The sequence below is a fragment of the Aestuariivirga litoralis genome, assembly GCF_003234965.1.
Lineage (GTDB): Bacteria > Pseudomonadota > Alphaproteobacteria > Rhizobiales > Aestuariivirgaceae > Aestuariivirga > Aestuariivirga litoralis.
Genome location: NZ_QKVK01000002.1, coordinates 624,018 through 645,619 on the forward strand (window position 1 = coordinate 624,018; position 21,602 = coordinate 645,619).

The window sequence follows — 21,602 nt, forward strand, 5'->3', positions numbered from 1 at the left end:
TGTTGTTAGTTGTCAAACACGGTGTCCTGCCGCGATTATTTTGCGCAGGAAGGACTGGGTTCGCTCATGCGAGGGATGGCGGAAGATTTTATCCGGCGAGCCCTGCTCCACAATGCGGCCCTTGTCGAAGAACAGCACGCGGTCGGCGAATTCGTGGGCGAAGCCCATCTCGTGAGTTACGAGAAGCATCGTCATGTCAGTTTCGGCGGCGAGCCGCTTCATCACTAGAAGTACCTCTTCGACAAGTTCCGGGTCGAGTGCGCTCGTCACCTCGTCGAACAGCATGATGCGGGGCTTGAGGGCCAGCGCGCGGGCGATCGCCACGCGCTGCTTCTGCCCACCCGAGAGTTGGGCGGGCATGGCCTTTGCCTTGTCAGCGAGTCCCACCATCTCAAGGAGTTCCATGGCGCGCTGCTCGGCCTTGGCACGCACCTCGCCCTTGGTGAGCATGGGGGCGAGCGTAATGTTGTCCAGTACGCATTTGTGGGGGAATAGGTTGAAGTGCTGGAACACCATGCCGATGTGTGAACGCATCTTGTGCAGGTGAGGTTCGTCGGCAGGGACCTCGTGGCCACTGCGCTGCATGTGGTAGAGTTGTTCCCCGCAGACCTTGATGTGTCCGGCGGTGATCGTCTCCAGCGTCATGAGGATGCGCAGGATCGTCGTCTTGCCAGAGCCCGAGGGGCCGATAAGGGCCAACTTCTCACCCGGCATCACGTCGAAGGACAAGCCGTCCAGCACCTTCAGCGGTCCAAAGGACTTGTCCAGCTTGTCGATTTGGATGATGGGTTCGACCATGTACCGCCCCTATGAGGTTGGCGGCATAATTGTACTGAGTTCAAATCATGTCAATTTTTAAATTGTGTCATGACAATTATTCTGCGAATGACCTCAAATTGTAGGCAGCAGTGCCTCCGGCGCATCCGTCAGAAGGCCCGCTATGGTGGCAAGGCCACGACGCAAGTCGTCGGCGCGAGTTGAGCCCAGAGAAATGCGCACCGCCTGGGCCCTGCCCTTTTCGGTCGCGCAGAAGGCGTTTCCGGGGGCGACGGCGACGCCCATAAGCCGCGCCTGCGTCACGAACTCCACCTCGGGCCAGGCCTCGGGTAGGTTGATCCAGAGATGCAGGCTCTCGGGGTGGCAGGTAGGCATCCAGCCGCCCAGCGCCTCAGTCGCCAGCACGTGGCGCTCGGCCAAGGCAGCGGCCTGCCACTGCGCCAGCTCCAGCACCGTGCCGTCCTTCACCCATTGCGAGAGCAGGTCGGCCATGGGTGCAGTGGCCATCCAACTCGCCACCAGGTGCCGGTTGGCGGCCGCCGTGGCATAGCGCAGCGGCGCATAGAGATAAGCCAGCCGTAGCCCCGGAACAGTGATCTTGGTGAAGCCGCAAATGTAGAGCGTCCGCTCCGGCGCAAGCGCTGCGATGGCCGGAGGGCGACTCGCGATCATGACGTTCAGGATGTCGTTCTCGATGATCGCCAGATCATGGCGGCGGACAACCTCGACGAGCTCACCCCGGCGCTCTGGGGGCATCATAATGGCCTGGGGGTTGATGACGTTGGGCTGGAGATAGACTGCGCGAATCTGGCCCCTCCGGGCGATTTCGTCGAGGGCTTGGGGGCGCATGCCGTGAGCGTCCATCGCCACCCCCTCGAGGTGGATGCCGAGATAGGCGCAGAGTGGCTTCAGTGTATGGTGGGTTAGCGTTTCCGCCGCCAGCCCCGAACCCGGCGGCACCACGCTCATCACGGCAGTGGTGATCGCCGGAGTGGCCCCATTGGTCAGCATAATGCCGGACGGATCCGCGTCGATCCCCAGCCGATTCAACCAGCCTGCGGCCACGTTGCGGTGATGCGGCATCACCACGTTGGGCCGGAACGACAGAGCGGAGGAGACCGCCATGTTCTCCGCCAGCCAGGCGAAGCCCTGCCGCATCCGGTCGAGGTGCATGGCATCGACCACCGGCTTGAGGATCGAGAGGTCGATAACCTCGCCTTTCCGATCCGGCAGATAGGGCTGACGCGCTTCGGTGCCCGGCCCCAGAACGAAGGATCCGCGACCGATCTCGCCTTGCACGAGGCCGCGCCGCGTCAACTCCTCATAGGCGCGGCTAACCGTCTGCACAGCTAGCCCCAGTCGGTCTGCCAACTTCCGGTGCGGCATGAGCTTTGCTCCCGACGGCAGATCGCCGTTCTCGATCGCGCGAGCGAACTGCTCTGCAAGGGAGAGATAGGCAGGCCGCGAGAGGCCGGCAGGATTTGGCATCCAGATTGTCATGATTGAAAATGTGCTGCAATTCATGTCATTCTGCAAATGAAATAGTACGGGGTTCCGCATGAAGCTGGATTCCATCGACCTCCGCATCCTGGAGGCGGTGCAGAAGGACGGGCGCATCACCAAGCTGAAGCTCGCAGAGTTGGCGGGTCTCTCGCCTACGCCCTGTTGGCTAAGGCTGCGCAAGCTAGAGCAGGCCGGCCTGATCGCGGGTTATCACGCCAAGCTCTCACCCCGCCGCACGGCCTCCTTTGCAAGCGTCCTCGTTGAGGTGACGCTGGCCAGCCACCGTCAGGCCGACTTCGACCGCTTTGAGCGAGCCATTGCCCAGATGCCGGAGGTGGTGGCCTGCTGGTCGGTGGGCGGTGGCGTCGACTATATTCTCAAAGTCGTGGCGCGTGACATCGATTCCTACCAGCGCCTCATCGACCGCATGCTGGCCGCCGAGATCGGTATCGACCGCTACTTTACCTACATCGTGACCCGCACCGTGAAGGAGGATGCCGGAGTGCCGGTGCAGCTCTTCGCACCCGAAGACTAGAGAAATTCTCTAGTAATCCGCAGAAAGAAAGACCGACTACGCACCGGCGCCGTCAACTTTGGCCACTATCTCCAGCACACCCGCGCCAGTCTCTGGGGCCTCGCAACGAGGTTAAGAAATGAACATCCACCAGCAGTCCCTGATGCACCCTGCCCTCTCACGCCTCCAGGATCGCACGCTCCTCAGGACACTGGGCCATGTGGCCGGCCGCTGGACAGCCGCCTCTGACGCCGCCGATTTCGCTGTAACGGACCCCGCAACGGGCCTGCTTGTGGCTCGCGTAGCGGCACTGGGCATGACCCAGACGGAGGCCGCCATCGCGGCGGCGGAAGCGGCCTTTGCCCCATGGCGTGACCGCCTGCCCCAGGACCGCGCCCGTATCCTGCGGCGCTGGGGCGAGCTGATGCTGGCCAATGCGGAAGACCTCGCCTTGATCATGACCCTCGAACAGGGAAAGCCCTTAGCCGAGAGCCGCGGCGAGATCGCCTATGCAGCGGAATTCCTCGACTGGTATGCGGGCGAGGCACTGCGCCTCAATGCCGAGAGCGTAACGCCGCACCTGAAGAACGCTGAGATGATCGTGCGGCGTGAGGCACTGGGCCCCGTGGGCGTGGTGACGCCGTGGAACTTTCCGAGCGCCATGATCACACGCAAGGTGGCTGCCGCACTCGCGGCAGGCTGCACCGCCGTCGTCCACCCGAGCGCAGAGACGCCGCTCTCAGGCTTGGCGCTGGCCGAGCTCGCCGAACGCGCCGGGCTTCCAGCGGGTGTTATGAACGTCGTGCCAGGCGATGCGGAAACGATCGTTGGGCGCATGTGCGCGGACCCAAGGCTCCGCGCCATGTCCTTCACCGGCTCCACTGAGATCGGCAAGATGATTGCCGCGCGCTGTGCGGCGACCATGAAGCGGTTGGTGATGGAGCTTGGCGGCCACGCGCCTCTCATCATCTTCTCTGACGCAGATGTGGAACGCGCCGTCAGCATCGCCATCGATGCCAAATTTGCGACCTCCGGGCAGGACTGTCTCGCCGCAAACCGAATCTATGTGGAGCGCCCGCTGCTCGCCACCTTTACACGCCGCTTCGCCGAGAGAATCGCGGCGCTAAAGGTGGGAGCAGGACTTGAGTCAGACACTGAGATCGGCCCCCTGATGCATGCCCGCGCCCTCGCCAAGGTCGAGGCGCAGGTGAAGGATGCACTGGACCGCGGCGGCAGGCTGCTCACCGGAGGCACAACTCACCCGGAGCTTCCGCTCGCATACCTGCCGACACTACTCGAAGGTGTGCCAGAAGATGCGTTGATCCATCGCGAGGAGACGTTCGGTCCCGTTGCGGCGGTGATGTGCTTCGACACGGAAGAAGAGGTCATCGTCCGCGCCAATGCGAGTGAATACGGACTCGCCGCCTATATCGTCACCAAGGACGGTGCGCGCGCGCTGCGCCTGTCGCGCGCCCTTGCCTATGGCATGGTGGCGATCAACCGCGTGAAGATCACTGGGGGCCCCGTTCCTTTCGGCGGCTGGAAACAGTCGGGCCTTGGTCGCGAAGGATCGCGCCACGGGATGGAAGCCTTCACAGAACTCAAATATCTCTGCATCGACACCGCCGCCTGAGGCAGGAAAGGGAACACATCATGCCGAACCGCACCAACGACCTAAACGCCTGGGACCGCGACCACTTCTTCCACCCCTCTACCCACATGGCACTCCATGCGCGCGGCGAGAGCCCGCGCCGCATGATGCAGGGCGGTGAAGGCTGCTACATTACCGACAGCGAAGGTCGCCGCAGTCTTGACGCCTTTGCTGGGCTCTATTGCGTAAACGTTGGCTATGGTCGTACGGAGATCGCCGATGCCATCGCAAAGCAGGCACATGAGCTTGCTTACTATCATGCGTATGTGGGCCACGGTACGGAGGCGAGCATCACGCTGGCGCGTATGATCGTAGAACGCGCGCCCGCCCACATGAGCCGCGTCTATTTTGGCCTCTCAGGCTCCGATGCCAATGAGACCAATATCAAACTCATCTGGTATTATAACAACGTCCTGGGCCGACCCGAGAAGAAGAAGATCATCAGCCGTTGGCGCGGCTATCACGGCTCGGGCGTGATGACGGGCTCGCTCACCGGGCTTGCGCTCTTCCACAGCCACTTCGATCTACCGCGGGCACCCGTGCTCCACACCGAAGCGCCCTATTTCTTCCGTCGTGCCGACCGCAACCAAAGCGAGGAACAGTTCAGCGCGCACTGCGCGGAAAAGCTGGAGGAGATGATCCTCGCCGAAGGACCAGACACGATCGCTGCCTTCATCGGCGAGCCAATCCTCGGCACCGGCGGCATCGTCCCGCCGCCCAAGGGATATTGGGCTGCCATTCAAGCTGTGCTGAAGAAGTATGATATTCTGCTGGTGGCAGATGAAGTGGTCACAGGCTTCGGCAGGCTTGGCAGCATGTTCGGCTCTACACATTATGGGATGGAGCCTGACCTCATCACAATCGCCAAGGGCCTCACCTCCGCCTATGCGCCGCTCTCGGGCTCGATCGTCTCGCAGCGTGTGTGGGACGTGCTGGTGCAGGGCTCGGACGCCTTTGGGCCCATCGGTCATGGCTGGACCTATTCGGCCCATCCGATCTGCGCTGCCGCGGGCGTTGCCAATCTGGCGCTCATCGATGAGATGGGGCTGGTCAAGAACGCCGGCGAGACGGGCGCATACTTCAATAAGGCGCTGAAAGATGCACTCTCCGGCCACCGCAATGTGGGCGAGGTACGTGGCGACGGGTTGATGGCCGCTGTGGAGTTTGTGGAAGACCGAGACGACCGACGTTTCTTCGACCCAAGCAGCAAGGTGGGCCCCACGATCGCTTCCGCTCTGCTAGAGGAAGGGGTGATTGGCCGTGCCATGCCGCAGGGCGACATTCTCGGCTTTGCGCCGCCGCTCTGCCTCACGCCCAAGGAGGCCGAGACCGTAGTCGCGGCGACGCTTAAGGCGGTCAAAAGGGTGTTGGGCTGAGGCATATCGCAAACCTACGCACCGGTCCGCGCACCGTAGATTTGCACCCCCGCAGGCGGGGGAACCGTACACAATAGTTCGGGTACGCTGAATTTCTAAGCGCCTGATTGGACTTCATATTTTCTGACCGTACTGATTTCGGGGAAGTACGGTCGGAATGAGACGGAAGGGCGCCTGAGACCAATTTTTAGCCCGGACCCAGTCTCAGAAGTACGGTCGCCTCTGCCAAACCCTTTTGAAACCAAAAGGAATTTCTACGCTCATCTGGACTGGGTGGGAGTTTGCACTGGTAAAATGGCGGAGAGGGAGGGATTCGAACCCCCGGTACGGTCACCCGTACTCCGCATTTCGAGTGCGGCGCGATCGACCACTCTGCCACCTCTCCGCTATACAGGCGTGCCTGTGGATCGCGGGCGGTTGATAGCCGACGATTGGGCCCCTGCCAACCCCCTTTTGGGGCGATTTTCCCCGAGGTTGACTAAGGCGGCCTCGATGGCTAGAACCCGGCCGTTCACGAACAGGCAGGACGTCTGGCAAGGCATGGCCTTTTTCGCCGTCATCACTGGATTTAGGTGCGCCGCTTCCGCGGACCGCACTGGCCTTCCCGTGGCCGTGAAACTCACGAAAACCACCAAAACGGCGTGAGCCTTCTCCCCCGGCCTTCCCCCGCGGGGGTGGAAGGCTGAACCCCCTTTTGCCCGAAAGCGGAGCTTTCCAAGCTCGCGGGGGACGGGTTGGACGGCTTCTAGGAGAATGAAGATGGGTTACAAGGTTGCGGTCGTCGGCGCCACGGGCAATGTGGGCCGCGAAATGCTGTCGATCCTCGATGAGCGCCAGTTTCCGGTGGATGAGTGTTTCGCCATCGCCTCGCGCAAGTCGATGGGTGTCGAAGTCTCCTTCGGCGACAAGACGCTGAAGTGCCAGGACCTCGAGCAGTTCGATTTCTCCAAGGTCGATTTCTGCCTGATGTCGGCGGGTTCCGCCGTGTCGAAGGACTGGTCGCCCAAGATCGGCGCCACCGGCTGCATCGTGATCGACAATTCTTCCTGCTGGCGCTACGACCCCGAGGTGCCGCTGATCGTTCCGGAAGTGAACGCCAATGTGCTGGCCGATTACATGGCCAGGCCCAACCGCCGCAACATCATCGCCAACCCCAACTGCTCCACGGCACAGCTCGTCGTGGTGCTGAAGCCGCTCCACGACGTGGCCAAGATCAAGCGTGTCGTCGTCGCCACCTACCAGTCCGTCTCGGGCGCGGGCAAGGAAGGCCTCGACGAGCTGTGGAACCAGACCAAGGGCATCTTCGTCACCGATGCACCGACGCCGAAGAAGTTCACCAAGCAGATCGCCTTCAATGTCATTCCCCACATCGACGTGTTCATGGACTCGGGCGACACCAAGGAAGAGTGGAAGATGGTGGTCGAGACCAAGAAGATCCTCGATCCCAAGATCAAGCTGACCGCAACCTGCGTGCGCGTTCCGGTCTTCGTCGGCCATTCCGAGGCCGTGAACATCGAGTTCGAGCAGCCGATCTCCGCCGAGGAGGCACGCGAGATCCTGCGCGAGGCGCCGGGCTGCATGGTGGTCGACAAGCGCGAGAATGGCGGCTACGTGACGCCCGTCGAATGCGTGGGCGACTTCGCCACCTTCATTTCTCGCATCCGTGAGGACGCGACGATCGACAACGGCCTGAACCTCTGGGTGGTGTCGGACAATTTGCGCAAGGGTGCCGCACTGAACGCCGTTCAGATCGCCGAAAGCCTGATCAACCGCGGATTGATCAAGAAGGCCGCCTGACGCGCTCCAGTCTGTGGATCGGAAAGAAGGATGTGATCTCCGTCACATCCTTTTTTCGTGGGCGGTGCCTAGCTGACGGGTGAGATGAACCCGTCACAGGAGCGCCGGCCTTGACCTATCCCAGGCTCACCAAATGCATGCCGGACGAGAGCCGGCCCAACCCTTTCCACCTCCTGCACAAGGCCCTGCGCTTCGGGCATTGCCGCATGCTGTCGGAACTGGGAGCACAGGACTTCGGCGATGACGCGGCAGCAAGCCGCCTGCTGCTGCAGCTGGTCCAGCATCTGGAGCTGTACCGGTCGGTGGCCGAGGCCCGCCAGGCGGCACTGCTGGAGGCGCTCAGCCAGCGCGGACTCGAGGTGGAGGCCTCCGCCTGCCAGGACCACCTGGGGCACCTCACGGCCATCAGCGAACTGGGTTCGCTGGTGCGGGCCGTCAACGTGGCTGCACCGCAGCGCCGCCGCCTTGCCGGACGCAGCATCTATCGCTGCTATGCGCTCTACACCTCCTCGGACATGGCGCGCATGGACGAGGACGAGACCCTGCTGCTCTCCTCGCTGCATGACAGTCTCGACGATGAGGCGCTGCGCGGCATCGAGGGCCATGCCTTCGCCGACCTGGCACCCGCCCATTTCGAGCCGTTGATGCGTCTGCTCCTGCCCGCCCTGTCGACGACGGAACTGGAAGGCCTGTTGGCCGTGCTGCGCCAGTACATGGATGCTGACCAGTACGACACCGAGGTGGAGCCGGTGATGCGTCCGCTGCTGGCCACCAGCAGCTCGGCGGCTGCCTGAAATTTTCGTTACATGAGTACTACGCTGTGATGCACATCACGTCATCGCCTTCCGGCGAAGGCTAGGCTGGCCGCATTGCAGTCACAGCTTCACTGGAGGAACGACATGACCAGCAACTACGTCCCGGACGAGACCCGCTACAACTTCTACCGCAACATCCACAAGGCGCTGCGGCTGGGCCATTGCCGCATGCTGCCGGCCCTGGGCGCGCTCGACTATCGCGACCGGGCCCGCACCGAGGTGGTGATGGCCGATCTCCGCAACCTCCTCTCCCTTGGCCGCGGCCATCTCGAGGGTGAGAACCGCGAGATCCACTCGGCCCTCGAGCAGCGCGCACCGGGCGCCTCCGCACATGCGGCGGAGGACCATGCGGAGCACGAACGGAGTTTCGAGGAGATCGAGGAGCTGATCGCCATGATCGAACAGGCGCCCCTGCCGGAGCGCGAGCTGATGGGCCGCCGCCTGTATCGCCGCTATGCCGTCTTCGCAGCGCATGACCTCGAGCACATGGACATCGAGGAGACGGAACTCCTCACCGCGCTGCACGATACATTCACCGATGCCGAGCTGATGGAGATCGAAGCGCGCATCGTGGCAGGCGTGCCACCGCAGAAGATGGCCGCGGTGATGATGCTGATGGCGCCCGCCCTCAACCATGGCGAACGCGTGGACCTCATTGCAAAGCTGCAGAAGGTTATGCCGGAACAGGCCTTCAACGGACTGCTCAGCACGGCCATCAAGCCGGCCCTGGAAGGCGGCGACTATCGTGCGGTGGTCGGCGAACTGATGCTGCGGGCAGCGTAAATCCCACCGGCCCCGCCCTCAGGCTGCTGGGGGCGGGGACGCGCCACGCCTAGCTCGTCAGGCGACCCCAGGCGGAAACGCCCAGCACCGGCCCGACCTTGCCGCTCTGCAGCAGCGCCACGCAGCCTGTGGCATCGTGGGTCAGCAATCCGTCCTTGGGGAGCGACACGCTGGCTGGTGCGCCCTTCCACATGGCGGCGGGAACGAGCTTCCTCACCACGTTGGTATAGCTCACCTCGCGGCCGGCCATTTCGCCCTTCTCGATCTTCACGCTCACATGGTCGAGGATGGGCATCACCCACAGCGTCGCTTCGCCCTGGCCTGCCCCGACGTCGATGACAAGTTCCCTGCCGCGATCGTTGATCGACACCGGCACGGGCCAGGTCTTCTCGCGCGATTGGTCGAGCACCGCAAAGACTTCGGAGCGCTGGCTGCCGACCATCTGCTTCGATCCGTTGACGATCATCTGCGGGGTATAGACGTCCATGTCGCCGCGCGCCTTGGCATAGTCGTACTGGCGCTGCGAAAAGTCGGGGCCGGCGAGCGTGTCCTTCCAGCCGAGATAGTCCCAGTAGTCGACGTGGAAGGTCAGCGCCAGCACGCCCGGCTTGTCACGGAGCTCGGCCAGCAACCTGTCGCCAGGCGGACAGGAATTGCAGCCCTGACTCGAGAACAGCTCCACCACCACGTCGATGGGCTCCACCGCCTCGGCGCGACCCGCCAGACAGACTATACTCGCCCCCGCCCCGAGGGCGAGGCACTGGCGGCGGGAGATGGACAGCACGTCGGACATGCCCCCTTATGGCGCGAAAGGCCCGTGAGCGCCACTCACGAGCCTTGCAGGACGTTCACGAATGCGTTCCTTATCCGATCACCCGGAGCCAATTCTCTCCTTCCATCATACCCGGGCCTGTCCCGGGTATCCTTTGGAGAGTGCAGCGCCGAAAAAGGTTCGCCGGGACAAGCCCGGCGATGATGGAGGTGGGAGAGGTCGCCTGAACGTCACCCCGCCTTGGCGAGGTTCCGCAGCACGTAAGGCATGATGCCGCCGTTCTTGTAGTAGTCGAGCTCGTCCAGCGTATCGATGCGGCAGAGGACTTCGGCCGAGGCCTTCTTGCCATCCGCCCGGGTGATGTCCACCACCATCGCGGCACGCGGCTTCAGGCCCTCGGCGAGGCCCCTGATGGTGACGGTCTCGTCACCCTTGAGGCCCAGCGTCTGCCAGCTCTCGCCCTCGCGGAACTGCAGCGGAACCACACCCATGCCGATCAGGTTCGAGCGGTGGATGCGCTCGAAGCTCTGGGCGATGACGGCGCGCACGCCCAAGAGGCGCGTGCCCTTGGCCGCCCAGTCACGCGACGAGCCGGTGCCATATTCCTTGCCGGCGAAGATGACGAGCGGCGTGCCCGTCTCGGCATATTTCATCGCCGCATCATAGATCGGCATGGTCTCGCCACCGGGATAGAACTTGGTGACGCCGCCTTCCACCCCCGGCACCATCTGGTTCTTGATGCGGATATTGGCGAAGGTGCCGCGCATCATCACCTCATGGTGGCCGCGGCGCGCGCCGTAGGAGTTGAAGTCGATCTTCTCCACACCACGCGAATTGAGGTACTTGCCGGCGGGAGACGCTGCCTTGATGTCACCGGCGGGCGAGATGTGGTCGGTGGTGATCGAGTCGAGGAAGAGGCCGAGGATGCGCGCACCCTCCACGTCCTTCACCGGTGCCGGCGTCATCGACAGGCCCTCGAAGTAAGGGGGGTTCGCCACATAGGTGCTCTTCTGGTCCCAGGCATAGTTCATGCCCTTCGTCACCTTGATCGCGCGCCAGTGCTTGTCGCCCTTGAACACGTCCTTGTAGCGCGAGGCATAGGCCTTGCGGGTCACGTTCTTCCTGACGAAGGCCGCGACGTCCTTGGCGCTGGGCCAGATGTCCTTGAGGTAGACGGGCTTGCCCTTCCGGTCATGGCCGATCGGGTCCTTGGTGAGGTCGACGTTCAGCGAGCCCGCCAGCGCATAGGCCACCACCAGGGGCGGCGAGGCGAGGTAGTTGGCGCGCACGTCGGGGTTCACGCGGCCCTCGAAGTTGCGGTTGCCGGAGAGCACCGCGGCGGCGACGAGGTCGTTCTTGCGGATCGAGTCGGAGATGTTCTCCGGCAGCGGGCCCGAATTGCCGATGCAGGTGGTACAGCCATAACCGACGAGGTTGAAGCCGATCTTGTCGAGGTCCTTCTGGAGGCCCGAGCTATCGAGATACTCAGTCACCACCTGCGAGCCGGGCGCAAGCGAGGTCTTCACCCACGGCTTCGACGAGAGCCCCGCCTTCACCGCATTGCGCGCCAGCAGGCCCGCGCCGATCATCACGGAGGGGTTCGAGGTGTTGGTGCAGGAGGTGATGGCGGCGATGACCACGTCACCATGGCCCACGTCGAAATTGGCGTTCTCGACCTTGAAGCGCTTGCCGAGCTCCTCGGCCTTCTTGAACTCGTCGGCCATCACCTTGGCGAAGCCCGCGGCGGCGTTGCCCAGCTCCACCCGGTCCTGCGGGCGCTTCGGCCCTGCCATGGACGGAACGACCGTGGCGAGGTTCAGTTCGAGCGTGTCGGAGAAAACGGGCTCCGGCGCCTTGGGCGTCCAGAACATGTCCTGCGCCTTGGCATATTTCTCGACGAGGGCGACCTGTGCGGAAGCCCGCGCCGTGCCCTTGAGGTAGCCGATGGTCTCGGCATTGATGGGGAAGAAGCCGCAGGTCGCGCCATATTCGGGCGCCATGTTGGCGATCGTCGCCATGTCCTCGAGCGAGAGATGCGCCAGGCCCGGGCCATAGAATTCGACGAACTTGCCGACCACGCCCTTCTTGCGCAGCATCTGAGTGACGGTGAGCACGAGGTCGGTGGCGGTCGTTCCTTCCGGCAGCTTGCCGTCGAGGCGGAAGCCGATCACTTCGGGGATCAGCATCGAGATGGGCTGGCCCAGCATCGCGGCCTCGGCCTCGATGCCGCCAACGCCCCAGCCCAGCACGGCGAGGCCGTTGACCATGGTGGTGTGCGAGTCGGTGCCAACCAGCGTGTCGGGGTAGGCATAGGTGACGGTCTTGCCCTTCACCTTCTCGGTCTTCGTCCACACCGTCTTGGCGAGATATTCGAGGTTTACCTGGTGGCAGATGCCGGTGCCGGGCGGCACGACGCGGAAATTGTCAAACGCCCCCTGCCCCCACTTGAGGAAGGTGTAGCGCTCGCCGTTGCGGTCATATTCGAGGTTGACGTTGTTCCGGAAGGCCTTCGAGTTGGCGAAGAAGTCGACCATCACCGAGTGGTCGATCACGAGGTCGACGGGGGCGAGCGGGTTGATCTTCTTCGGGTCCTTGCCGAGGCCCTTCATCGCGTCGCGCATGGCGGCGAGGTCGACCACCGCCGGAACGCCGGTGAAGTCCTGCATCAGCACGCGGGCCGGGCGGAAGGCGATTTCCTTCTCGTCACGCCCACGGTTCTTCACCCACTTGGCGATGGCCTGGATATCGGCCTTGGTGACTGACCGGCCATCCTCGAAGCGCAGCAGGTTCTCGAGCAGCACCTTGAGCGAATAGGGCAGCTTCGAGATGCCCTTGAGGCCGTTCTTCTCGGCGGCCTTGAGGCTGAAATAGGTATAGGTCTTGGCGCCGACCTTGAGGGTCTTGCGGCACTTGAAGCTGTCGAGCGACATCGGGGGCCTCTTTCAGGAATGGGATGGCGTGGTTCTAATCGCTTTCGCGCAACCGCACCAGTTGAACCAAGGGCGGAAGCCATAAATTGGTTCGATGGCTTGTGTGAAGATTGCGGGAGGGTTTGGCCGCGACCTCGTCCTTCTTGCCATCCCCCACAACCCCATCTTCGCCGGGCTCGTCCCGGCGATCCTTTCGGGGCGCCAAAAAAGATGGCCGGGACAAGCCCGGCCATGATGATCGTTAGGGGAGAGCCCGGCCCTCAGACCCTCCGCTCCACCATCATCTTCTTGATCTCCGCGATCGCCTTCGCCGGGCTCAGGCCCTTCGGGCAGGTCTTGGCGCAGTTCATGATGGTGTGGCAGCGATAGAGGCGGAAGGGGTCCTCGAGATTGTCCAGCCGCTCGCCTGTCCCCTCGTCGCGCGAATCGATGAGCCAGCGATAGGCCTGCAGCAGGGCGGCGGGGCCGAGATAGCGGTCGCCGTTCCACCAGTAGGAGGGGCAGGACGTCGAGCAGCAGGCGCAGAGGATGCACTCGTAGAGGCCGTCGAGCTTCTTGCGGTCTTCCGGATACTGCTTCCACTCGGTCTGCGGCTCGGGCGACTGGGTGATGAGCCAGGGCTGGATCGAGCGGTGCTGGGCATAGAAGCGGGTGAGGTCGGGCACCAGGTCCTTGATCACCGGCATGTGCGGCAGCGGATAGATCTTCACGTCGCCCTTCACCTCGTCGCAGGACTTGAGGCAGGCGAGCGTGTTGGTGCCGTCGATGTTCATGGCACAGGAGCCGCAGATTCCCTCGCGGCATGAGCGCCTGAAGGTCAGCGTCGGGTCCTGCTCGTTCTTGATCTTGATCAGCGCGTCGAGAACCATCGGGCCACACTTGTCCATGTCGACCGTATAGGTGTCGATATGCGGGTTCTGCCCGTCATCGGGGTTCCAGCGGTAGATCTTGAAGTCCTTCAGGTTCTTGCCCTGGGGCTTCGGCCAGGTCTTGCCCTGCTGGACCTTGGAGTTCCTGGGAAGTGAGAATTCGGCCATGTCTCGTTCCGATCAGTAAACGCGTGCCTTGGGCTTGATGTAGTCGATGTCGCTCGACATGGTGAAGTCGTGCACCGGGCGGTAGTTGAGCGTGACGGTCTTCTTGTCACGATCGGCCCAAGCCAGCGTGTGCTTCATCCAGTTGGCGTCGTCGCGGTTGGGGAAGTCCTCGCGGGCATGTGCGCCGCGGCTTTCCTTGCGCGCTTCGGCCGAAACGACGGTGGCTGCCGCCTGCAGGATGAGGTTCTCGAACTCGAGCGTCTCGATCAGGTCGCTGTTCCACACCAGCGAGTGGTCGGAGACCTTGATGTCGTCGATGCCGCGCCAGACCTCGCCCAGGCGCCTGACACCCTGCTGCAGCGTCTCGCCAGTGCGGAACACCGCGGCGTCGTCCTGCATGGTCCGCTGCATGCGGGCGCGCAGTTCCGCCGTCGGCGTATTGCCATTGGCGAAGCGATAGTGGTCGACGCGGTTGACCGAGAACTCGCCCGCATCGGCGGGAAGATCGGCGTGCGGTGAATTGGGCTTCACCAGTTCGGCGCAGCGCAGGGCCGCCGCGCGGCCGAAGACCACGAGGTCGATCAGCGAGTTGGAACCCAGGCGGTTCGCGCCATGGACCGACACGCAGGCCGCCTCGCCCACTGCCATAAGTCCCGGCACGGTCTTCTCGGGGTTCGCAGGATCACCGGCGAGGACCTCGCCATGATAATTCGTCGGGATGCCGCCCATGTTGTAGTGCACGGTGGGCAGGATCGGGATCGGCTCGCGCGTCACGTCGACGCCGGCGAAGATCTTCGCCGATTCGGAAATGCCCGGCAGCCGCTCGTGCAGCACCTTGGGGTCGAGGTGCTCGAGGTGCAGGTGGATGTGGTCCTTGTGCTCGCCCACGCCGCGCCCCTCGCGGATCTCGATGGTCATCGAGCGCGAGACGACGTCGCGCGAGGCGAGATCCTTGGCCGAGGGCGCATAGCGCTCCATGAAGCGCTCGCCCTGGCTGTTGGTGAGATAGCCACCTTCGCCGCGGGCACCCTCGGTGATGAGGCAGCCCGCGCCATAGATGCCGGTGGGGTGGAACTGCACGAATTCCATGTCCTGGCAGGGGAGCCCTGCCCGCAGCACCATGGCATTGCCGTCACCCGTGCAGGTGTGGGCCGAGGTCGCCGAGAAATAGGCCCGGCCATAGCCGCCCGTCGCCAGGATCGTCTCGTGGGCGCGGAAGCGGTGGATCGAGCCGTCTTCCATGTTCATGGCCACGACGCCGCGGCAGGCGCCATTCTCCATGATCAGGTCGAGCGCGAAATACTCGATGAAGAATTCGGCGGAATAGCGCAGCGACTGGCCATAGAGCGTGTGCAGCATGGCATGGCCGGTGCGGTCGGCGGCGGCACAGGTGCGCTGCACCGGCGGGCCGTCGCCGAAATTCATCATGTGGCCGCCGAAGGGCCGCTGGTAGATCTTGCCTTCCTCGGTGCGCGAGAAGGGCATGCCGAAGTGCTCGAGCTCGTAGACGGCAGTCGGCGCATTGCGGCAGAGATATTCGATGGCATCCTGGTCGCCGAGCCAGTCGGCACCCTTCACCGTGTCATACATGTGCCAGCGCCAGTCATCGGCACCCATGTTGGCGAGCGAGGCGGCGATGCCGCCCTGGGCTGCCACGGTGTGCGAGCGCGTGGGGAAGACCTTGGAGATGCAGGCCGTGCGCAGGCCCGCCTGGGAGGCGCCCAGCGTGGCGCGAAGCCCCGCACCGCCAGCACCCACGACGACGACGTCATAGGTATGATCCGTCACCGGATAGGTGCGGCCCCCGACGGTGAAGCTCTTCGGGGCCTTCTTCTTGGTTTCGACAGCAGCCATCAGAGTCCGAAGCTCATCTTGAGAATTGCATAGGTGCCCGCCAGCGCCATCACCCAGGCGAAGAAGGTGTTGAGCAGCAGCAGGGCATATTTGGTGTGGTCGGTGTGGATGTAGTCCTCGATCACTACCTGCAGGCCCAGCCGCATGTGCCAGACGAGGTTGAGGATGGTCAGCGCCATGAGCAGCGCCACGATGGGGTTCTGCATGCTCGCCACGATCTCGGCCCGCGAGGCGCCGCGATGGACGAGGATATAGCCGATGAGGAACACGACGAGCGGGATGCCGGCGATCGCCGTCACGCGCTGGTGCCACCAGTGTTCGGTGCCGGCCTTGGCCGAACCGAGGCCGAGGACCTGGCCGAGCGGGGTCTTCTTCAGCATCACGACACTCCCAAAGCGATGGCCCAGAGGATGAGGGTGAGGATGATCGAGGCGGCCAGCGTCAGCTTGGCGCCCATCTCCACGTCCTTCAGGTTGAAGCCGTGGCCCACGTCCCAGACGAGGTGGCGGATGCCGCCGAGGGTATGGTGGATCAGCGCCCAGGTGAAGCCGAACAGCACCAGCTTGCCGATCCAGCTGCCGAACACGGCCTGCACGAAATCGAAATACTGGTCGGAGGTCGCGGCGGCGGTGAGCCACCAGACGAGGAGCAGCGTGCCGGCATAGAGCGCCACGCCGGTGATGCGGTGGACGATGGACATCAGCATCGTCAGTCCGCCGCGGTAGATCTGCAGGTGCGGCGAGAGGGGGCGCCCTGCGTTCCTGGTATCTGCCATTTTGCCTTTTTCCCGTTCCCGGACCGGATTTGTACCTTGTGCGGTGCAGTATCGCAAATACGCCGAAAGGCATAGACCGGTCGGGACTTGAGACCGCTTGACGCAGATCATGGCTGCGCGGCCTGCTGCTTCCCAGATAAGGACAAAGCGTCGAGGAATCCATGACTGAGATCGTCTGCCCCACCTGTGCCGCCGTGAACCGTGTTCCGCCTGAAAAACCGGCTGCGGAAGCCCGCTGCGGGAAATGTCACCAGCCGCTGTTCACCGGCACCCCGGCCGAGCTCACCGCCGGCACCTTCGAGAAGACGATCACGCGGAGCGGCATACCGGTGGTTGTCGATTTCTGGGCGGAATGGTGCGGCCCCTGCAAGATGATGGCGCCGGAGTTCAAGAAGGCCGCCCAGGCGATGGAGCCCGCTGTCCGATTCGCCAAGCTCGACACCGAGGCAGCCAAGGCCCAGGCCGCCGCCCACGGCATCCGGTCGATCCCGACGATGATCCTGTTCAAGGACGGCCGGGAGGTGGCTCGCCAGTCAGGGGCGATGCCTGCGGGGCAGATCGTGCAGTGGGTGAGGGATGCCGTGCGGGGATAAACCTTACCATGTCATCATGGCCGGGCACGTCCCGGCCATCCTTTCCGCCGCCTCACGAGCGATCGCCGGGACAAGCCCGGCGATGATGGGCGAGAACGCCCACTACTGCACGATCACCTTGGTCCCGACCGGTGTCACGTCGAAGAGTTCTACCACCTCGTTGTTCAGCATGCGGATGCAGCCTGACGAGGCCGCGGTGCCGATCGAAGAGGGTGCGTTGGTGCCGTGGATGCGGAAACCGGTGTCGCCCTGCTTGTTGAACAGGTAGAGCGCGCGCGCGCCCAGCGGGTTCTCCGGGATGCCCCCGGGCATGCCGTTCCGCCACTTGGCGTATTTGGGTGTGCGCTTGATCATCTCCGGCGGCGGTGTCCACTTGGGGTTTTCGCGCTTCATGCCGACGCGCGCAGTACCGGACCAGGAGAAGCCCTCCTTGCCGACCGCCACAAGATAGCGCATGGCCTGCCCGTCCGGCATGACCTGGTACAGTGCCCGCTCCTTGGTCTTGATGATGATGGTGCCGGGCTTTTCGGCCGAGGCGAAGTCGACGACCTCGCGCCCCTTGTACTTGATGCGGTTCTTGGCCGAGACCTGCTTCGTCTTGCCGGAGGGCTTCACTCCGGCCTTCTTCTGGCCCTTCTTGAGCGGCGGGCGCTTCGGTTGGGCCAGTTCGTCCTCGCTGGCCGTGGCCAGCGCCTGCCTGCTCAGTGCGGGCAGGCCCAGTAGGCCAAGCCCCAGCATCGACAGCAATGCACGTCTCTTCACGTCACGTCCCCATGCAGAATTTTCCAGCCTTCTAATATGGGCAGGCCGCCGCATGCAACACACTCTGGCGTGAGCCAAAAAGCAGTCGGGCGGGAGGACTGCTCCTCCCGCCCGACTGCAACCTGGGAATGGTTCCTATCCGCGCTTGTTCTGGCGCTTCTCGATCAGGTCGTCGACAACGCTGGGGTCAGCCAGTGTCGAGGTGTCGCCAAGCGCCGCGAAGTCATCCTCGGCGATCTTGCGCAGGATGCGGCGCATGATCTTGCCGGAGCGGGTCTTGGGCAGGCCGGGGGCGAACTGGATCTTGTCCGGCGTCGCCAGCGGGCCGATTTCCTTGCGGACATGGGCCACGAGGTCCTTGCGGAGCTCGTCGTCGCCCTCCTCGCCCGCCATGAGGGTGACGTAGCAGTAGATGCCCTGGCCCTTGATGTCGTGGGGATAACCCACCACCGCAGCTTCCGAAACCTTGGGATGCGCAACCAGTGCGGATTCGACTTCCGCTGTGCCGAGACGGTGGCCGGACACGTTGATCACGTCGTCGACGCGGCCGGTGATCCAGTAGTACCCGTCCTTGTCGCGCCGGCAGCCGTCGCCGGTGAAATACATGCCCTTGTAGGTCGAGAAATAGGTCTGCACGAAGCGGTCATGGTCGCCGAAGACGGTGCGCATCTGGCCCGGCCAGGAGTCGAGGATGACCAGATTTCCACTCGTGTCGCCCTCGAGGATCACGCCCTTGTCGTCGACCAGCGCCGGCTGGATGCCGAAGAAGGGGCGCGTGGCGGAGCCGGGCTTCAGCTTGGTGGCGCCGGGGAGCGGGGTGATCAGGATGCCGCCCGTCTCGGTCTGCCACCAGGTGTCGACGATGGGGCAGCGCTCGTCGCCGACGACGCGGTGATACCATTCCCAGGCTTCCGGGTTGATCGGCTCGCCCACCGAACCGAGCAGCCGCAGCGACTTGCGCGAGGTCTTGGCGACCGCACCCTCGCCCGCGCCCATCAGCGCGCGGATGGCGGTGGGTGCGGTGTAGAAGATGTTGACCTTGTGCTTGTCGATCACCTCCCAGAAGCGGGAGTTGGTCGGGTAGTTCGGCACACCTTCGAACATCAGCGTGGTCGCGCCATTGGCCAGCGGGCCATAGACGATATAGCTGTGGCCGGTCACCCAGCCCACATCCGCCGTGCACCAGTAGATGTCGCCGTCATGATAGTCGAAGACATACTGGTGGGTCATCGAGGCGTAGACGAGGTAGCCGCCGGTGGTATGCAGCACGCCCTTCGGCTTGCCGGTCGAACCCGAGGTGTAGAGGATGAACAGCGGGTCCTCGGCCTTCATCTTCTCGGGCTTGCAGTCGGCAGGAACGCTCGCCGCCTCGTCATGGTACCACAGGTCGCGGCCGGGGATCATGGTGACGGCACCGCCGGTGCGGCGCACGACGACGACCTTTTCATTGCCGGCGCAGCGCTTCAGCGCGTCGTCGCAATTGGCCTTGAGCGGCACCTTGCGGCCACCGCGCATGCCCTCGTCCGCGGTGATGATGAGCTTCGAGTTCGCGTCGTTGATGCGGCTTGCGAGCGAGTCCGGCGAGAAGCCGCCGAAGACGATCGAGTGCACCGCACCGATGCGGGCGCAGGCCAGCATGGCATAGGCCGCTTCCGGGATCATGGGGAGGTAGATCGTGACGCAGTCGCCCTTCTTCACACCGTTCTTCTTGAGAACATTGGCGAAGCGGCAGACGTGCTCGTAGAGCTCGTTGTAGGTGATCTTCTTGTCGTAGTAAGGGTCGTCACCTTCCCAGATGATCGCCACCTGGTCGCCGCGCTTCTTCAGGTGGCGGTCGATGCAGTTGTAGGAGACGTTGAGGACGCCGTCCTCGTACCACTTGATCGAGACCTTGGGGTAGGCATAGGTCGTGTTCTTGACCTTCTTGGGCACCTTGAACCAGTCGAGGCGCTTGGCATGCTTGCCCCAGAACTTGGCCGGATCCTTGATCGACTCGGCATACATCTTCTTGTAGCCGGCATCGTCCACATAGGCCGTCTTCTTCCACGAGGCGGGGACGGGATAGACTTTCTCGGACATAGGCGCATTCCTCCCAGACATGCCGAATTAGGGCTCTTTTGACGCCGGGTTCTATAGCCTGCAATGAGACTCCTGTCTAAGAAGCGCAGATGACCACGCCCCGCCACCTCGGTCTTTTCCTAACCCTTGGCCTGTTCTGGGGGATTTCCCCCAGCCTGTACCGGCACTGGGGCATTCTCGGCGTGCCGGTGTCGCACATCATCTTCCTGACGGGCATCGGGGTGGCGGCGGCCCTCGCCGTCATCTGCCAGCTGCGCGGCATCGACTGGATCGGGGGCAAGCGCCTGCAATTCTTCGGATTCGGCTGCGCCGTGCTGATGAACGTGCCCTTTGCGCTCGGCCTGTTCTTCGCGCGCCACGTGCCGCCCACCGAGCTTGCCCTGATCATCTCGACGGCACCCATCGTGAACTACCTCGTGGCGCTGGCGACGGGCCGCGAGAACGCCGCCCCGCGCCGCCTGCTGGCGATCCTGCTGGGCTTCTTCTCCACCGCCATCCTGGTCATCACCCGCGAGGGCATGCTTTCCGGCCACTATTCCTGGTGGCTCATCGCGGCATTTTCGCTGCCGATCCTCTATTCCGCCTATAACTGGTTCGCCGCCATCTGGTGGCCGCCAAGGGCCCATGCCATGGCGGCGGGCGTGGCGGAATCGCTGTGGTCTGGCCTCCTCGCGCTGCCCTTCCTGCTGCTGCTCGCCCCGCCATGGTCATCCGAGCAGCTGCCGCTCAATGCCTATTGGACGGTGCTGCTGGCCTGCGGCATGTGGGTGCTGGAGCGCATCGCCTTCTTCACCCTGATCCAGGAGAAGGGTGCGGTCTTCACGGTGCAGGCGGTCTATCTCTCCACACCCGCCGCGGTGCTGATCGCGATTGCCTTTTATGGTGGCGCGGATGCATGGCTTTTCGTGTCGCTCGCCGTGCTGATGGGGGCGCTCTACCTCAACAATACCGGCTCAGCCGCCAGACCGACGTCAGCTTGACCTCAGCATCCTCGAGGTCGCGCGTCACCTGGACCCGGTATTCGCCGAGCTTTTTCAGCTTTTCGCGCGGCAGGTAGCTGCGGCCGGGATCGCCGATCAGGGTGACGATGCCGCGGCGCTCGGCATCCTCCAGCCAGGCGAAGACCTTTGCCGCGAGGTCCTTCTCGTAGAACAGGTCGCCGACGAGGATCACGTCGCAGTCGGCGGCGGGCGCGGCGAGCAGGTCCTGCGGCGTGGCGGTGAGCGAAACGCCGTTGGTTTCGGCATTCATCCCAATGGCTTCGACGGAAAAGCCATCGATGTCGGCGGCAAGGACGCTGGCGGCGCCCGCCTTCATGGCGGCGATGCCGACGAGGCCGGAGCCCGAGGCGAGGTCGATGACGCGCTTGCCCGCGACCAGTTCGGGATGATCGAGAACGTGCCGCGCCAGCGCCTGGCCCCCGGCCCAGGCGAAGGCCCAGAAGGGTGGCGGAAGGCCCATTTCGCCCAGTTCCTCCTCGGTCTTCTGCCACAGGGGCACGGCCTCGTGGGCGAGCTGCAGCTGGACTTCCGGCACCAGCGGCGGGCTCATCAGCGTGGTGTTGGCGCGGATGAAGGCGGCGCG

Annotated in this window: 19 protein-coding genes and 1 tRNA gene; 8 read left to right on the top strand and 12 right to left on the bottom strand. The window is 63.8% G+C overall.

From position 1 onward, the window contains the following. Positions 1 to 12: 12 nt before the first annotated feature. Both ehuA and ehuR read right to left on the bottom strand, forming a co-directional pair. Positions 13 to 798, bottom strand: a complete 786-nt coding sequence (ehuA, locus tag DK847_RS06990) for an ectoine/hydroxyectoine ABC transporter ATP-binding protein EhuA (protein ID WP_111197151.1) — start codon at positions 796 to 798, stop codon at positions 13 to 15. A 93-nt stretch (positions 799 to 891) separates the two neighbouring features. Then, complete coding sequence (gene ehuR, locus DK847_RS06995) at positions 892 to 2,277, bottom strand: MocR-like ectoine utilization transcription factor EhuR (protein WP_111197153.1); 1,386 nt, start codon at positions 2,275 to 2,277, stop codon at positions 892 to 894. 58 nt (positions 2,278 to 2,335) lie between these two features. On the opposite strand from ehuR, the gene DK847_RS07000 reads away from it, so the two are divergent. The 3 genes from DK847_RS07000 to DK847_RS07010 all read left to right on the top strand — a co-directional run bounded on the left by DK847_RS07000 (position 2,336) and on the right by DK847_RS07010 (position 5,821). Further along, positions 2,336 to 2,815, top strand: coding sequence for an Lrp/AsnC family transcriptional regulator (locus DK847_RS07000; protein WP_111197154.1), 480 nt, complete (start codon positions 2,336 to 2,338; stop codon positions 2,813 to 2,815). Between the two features lie 118 nt (positions 2,816 to 2,933). After that, on the top strand, positions 2,934 to 4,427 hold the full coding sequence (locus DK847_RS07005) for an NAD-dependent succinate-semialdehyde dehydrogenase (protein WP_111197156.1): 1,494 nt from the start codon (positions 2,934 to 2,936) through the stop codon (positions 4,425 to 4,427). A gap of 20 nt (positions 4,428 to 4,447) precedes the next feature. Continuing rightward, positions 4,448 to 5,821, top strand: coding sequence for an aspartate aminotransferase family protein (locus DK847_RS07010; protein WP_111197158.1), 1,374 nt, complete (start codon positions 4,448 to 4,450; stop codon positions 5,819 to 5,821). 295 nt (positions 5,822 to 6,116) lie between these two features. Here DK847_RS07010 and DK847_RS07015 read toward each other — a convergent pair. Beyond that, a tRNA-Ser gene (locus DK847_RS07015) sits at positions 6,117 to 6,206 on the bottom strand. 374 nt (positions 6,207 to 6,580) lie between these two features. Between DK847_RS07015 and DK847_RS07020 the strand changes: the two genes are divergently transcribed. From DK847_RS07020 to DK847_RS07030, 3 genes are all read left to right on the top strand, one after another. Further along, entirely contained in the window at positions 6,581 to 7,618 is a 1,038-nt protein-coding gene (locus DK847_RS07020; RefSeq protein WP_111197322.1) for an aspartate-semialdehyde dehydrogenase, read from the top strand. A 110-nt stretch (positions 7,619 to 7,728) separates the two neighbouring features. After that, on the top strand, positions 7,729 to 8,412 hold the full coding sequence (locus tag DK847_RS07025) for a hemerythrin domain-containing protein (protein ID WP_111197160.1): 684 nt from the start codon (positions 7,729 to 7,731) through the stop codon (positions 8,410 to 8,412). 105 nt (positions 8,413 to 8,517) lie between these two features. Next, positions 8,518 to 9,216: a hemerythrin domain-containing protein gene (locus tag DK847_RS07030; RefSeq protein ID WP_111197162.1), complete on the top strand. Its 699-nt coding sequence runs from the start codon at positions 8,518 to 8,520 to the stop codon at positions 9,214 to 9,216. Between the two features lie 49 nt (positions 9,217 to 9,265). Here DK847_RS07030 and DK847_RS07035 read toward each other — a convergent pair whose 3' ends face one another. The 6 genes from DK847_RS07035 to sdhC all read right to left on the bottom strand — a co-directional run bounded on the left by DK847_RS07035 (position 9,266) and on the right by sdhC (position 16,584). Continuing rightward, a complete protein-coding gene (locus DK847_RS07035) occupies positions 9,266 to 10,009 on the bottom strand; it encodes a DUF1223 domain-containing protein (protein ID WP_111197163.1) in 744 nt (247 codons plus the stop codon). A gap of 209 nt (positions 10,010 to 10,218) precedes the next feature. After that, positions 10,219 to 12,918, bottom strand: a complete 2,700-nt coding sequence (gene acnA / locus DK847_RS07040) for an aconitate hydratase AcnA (RefSeq protein WP_111197165.1) — start codon at positions 12,916 to 12,918, stop codon at positions 10,219 to 10,221. A 260-nt stretch (positions 12,919 to 13,178) separates the two neighbouring features. Beyond that, the gene (locus tag DK847_RS07045; protein WP_111197167.1) at positions 13,179 to 13,955 is read right to left on the bottom strand and encodes a succinate dehydrogenase iron-sulfur subunit; all 777 of its coding nucleotides are present in this window, start codon (positions 13,953 to 13,955) and stop codon (positions 13,179 to 13,181) included. Between the two features lie 12 nt (positions 13,956 to 13,967). Next, entirely contained in the window at positions 13,968 to 15,809 is a 1,842-nt protein-coding gene (sdhA, locus tag DK847_RS07050) for a succinate dehydrogenase flavoprotein subunit (protein ID WP_111197168.1), read from the bottom strand. After that, complete coding sequence (sdhD, locus tag DK847_RS07055) at positions 15,809 to 16,189, bottom strand: succinate dehydrogenase, hydrophobic membrane anchor protein (RefSeq protein WP_111197170.1); 381 nt, start codon at positions 16,187 to 16,189, stop codon at positions 15,809 to 15,811. Before sdhD ends, sdhA begins: the two co-directional genes overlap by 1 nt. Continuing rightward, positions 16,189 to 16,584 (bottom strand): succinate dehydrogenase, cytochrome b556 subunit, encoded by a 396-nt coding sequence (sdhC, locus tag DK847_RS07060; RefSeq protein WP_111197172.1) that lies wholly within the window; start codon positions 16,582 to 16,584, stop codon positions 16,189 to 16,191. Before sdhC ends, sdhD begins: the two co-directional genes overlap by 1 nt. Positions 16,585 to 16,745: 161 nt before the next feature. Between sdhC and trxC the strand changes: the two genes are divergently transcribed. Continuing rightward, positions 16,746 to 17,177, top strand: coding sequence for a thioredoxin TrxC (gene trxC / locus DK847_RS07065; protein ID WP_111197173.1), 432 nt, complete (start codon positions 16,746 to 16,748; stop codon positions 17,175 to 17,177). Between the two features lie 102 nt (positions 17,178 to 17,279). Here the strand turns inward: trxC and DK847_RS07070 are convergent, their stop codons facing one another. Next, complete coding sequence (locus DK847_RS07070) at positions 17,280 to 17,939, bottom strand: L,D-transpeptidase (RefSeq protein WP_245414540.1); 660 nt, start codon at positions 17,937 to 17,939, stop codon at positions 17,280 to 17,282. Between the two features lie 135 nt (positions 17,940 to 18,074). After that, positions 18,075 to 20,018 (bottom strand): acetate--CoA ligase, encoded by a 1,944-nt coding sequence (gene acs, locus DK847_RS07075; protein WP_111197177.1) that lies wholly within the window; start codon positions 20,016 to 20,018, stop codon positions 18,075 to 18,077. Between the two features lie 89 nt (positions 20,019 to 20,107). On the opposite strand from acs, the gene DK847_RS07080 reads away from it, so the two are divergent. Further along, positions 20,108 to 20,998, top strand: a complete 891-nt coding sequence (locus DK847_RS07080; protein WP_111197179.1) for a hypothetical protein — start codon at positions 20,108 to 20,110, stop codon at positions 20,996 to 20,998. On the opposite strand, the gene DK847_RS07085 is transcribed toward DK847_RS07080, so the two are convergent. Further along, positions 20,958 to 21,569: a class I SAM-dependent methyltransferase gene (locus DK847_RS07085; RefSeq protein ID WP_111197323.1), complete on the bottom strand. Its 612-nt coding sequence runs from the start codon at positions 21,567 to 21,569 to the stop codon at positions 20,958 to 20,960. The two genes, DK847_RS07080 and DK847_RS07085, sit on opposite strands and share 41 nt — an antisense overlap. Between the last annotated feature and the right edge of the window lie 33 nt (positions 21,570 to 21,602).

Bases quoted from the DNA above. Each gene is read 5' to 3' on its own strand.
- ehuA (WP_111197151.1), bottom strand. From the start codon at position 798: ATGGTCGAACCCATCATCCAAATCGACAAGCTGGACAAGTCCTTTGGA.
- DK847_RS07000 (WP_111197154.1), top strand. From the start codon at position 2,336: ATGAAGCTGGATTCCATCGACCTCCGCATCCTGGAGGCGGTGCAGAAG.
- DK847_RS07020 (WP_111197322.1), top strand. From the start codon at position 6,581: ATGGGTTACAAGGTTGCGGTCGTCGGCGCCACGGGCAATGTGGGCCGC.
- trxC (WP_111197173.1), top strand. From the start codon at position 16,746: ATGACTGAGATCGTCTGCCCCACCTGTGCCGCCGTGAACCGTGTTCCG.
- sdhD (WP_111197170.1), bottom strand. From the start codon at position 16,189: ATGCTGAAGAAGACCCCGCTCGGCCAGGTCCTCGGCCTCGGTTCGGCC.
- DK847_RS07080 (WP_111197179.1), top strand. From the start codon at position 20,108: ATGACCACGCCCCGCCACCTCGGTCTTTTCCTAACCCTTGGCCTGTTC.
- DK847_RS07085 (WP_111197323.1), bottom strand. From the start codon at position 21,569: ATGAGCCCGCCGCTGGTGCCGGAAGTCCAGCTGCAGCTCGCCCACGAG.
- DK847_RS07045 (WP_111197167.1), bottom strand. From the start codon at position 13,955: ATGGCCGAATTCTCACTTCCCAGGAACTCCAAGGTCCAGCAGGGCAAG.
- DK847_RS07035 (WP_111197163.1), bottom strand. From the start codon at position 10,009: ATGTCCGACGTGCTGTCCATCTCCCGCCGCCAGTGCCTCGCCCTCGGG.
- DK847_RS07005 (WP_111197156.1), top strand. From the start codon at position 2,934: ATGAACATCCACCAGCAGTCCCTGATGCACCCTGCCCTCTCACGCCTC.
- sdhC (WP_111197172.1), bottom strand. From the start codon at position 16,584: ATGGCAGATACCAGGAACGCAGGGCGCCCCCTCTCGCCGCACCTGCAG.
- ehuR (WP_111197153.1), bottom strand. From the start codon at position 2,277: ATGACAATCTGGATGCCAAATCCTGCCGGCCTCTCGCGGCCTGCCTAT.
- acs (WP_111197177.1), bottom strand. From the start codon at position 20,018: ATGTCCGAGAAAGTCTATCCCGTCCCCGCCTCGTGGAAGAAGACGGCC.
- sdhA (WP_111197168.1), bottom strand. From the start codon at position 15,809: ATGGCTGCTGTCGAAACCAAGAAGAAGGCCCCGAAGAGCTTCACCGTC.
- DK847_RS07030 (WP_111197162.1), top strand. From the start codon at position 8,518: ATGACCAGCAACTACGTCCCGGACGAGACCCGCTACAACTTCTACCGC.
- DK847_RS07010 (WP_111197158.1), top strand. From the start codon at position 4,448: ATGCCGAACCGCACCAACGACCTAAACGCCTGGGACCGCGACCACTTC.
- acnA (WP_111197165.1), bottom strand. From the start codon at position 12,918: ATGTCGCTCGACAGCTTCAAGTGCCGCAAGACCCTCAAGGTCGGCGCC.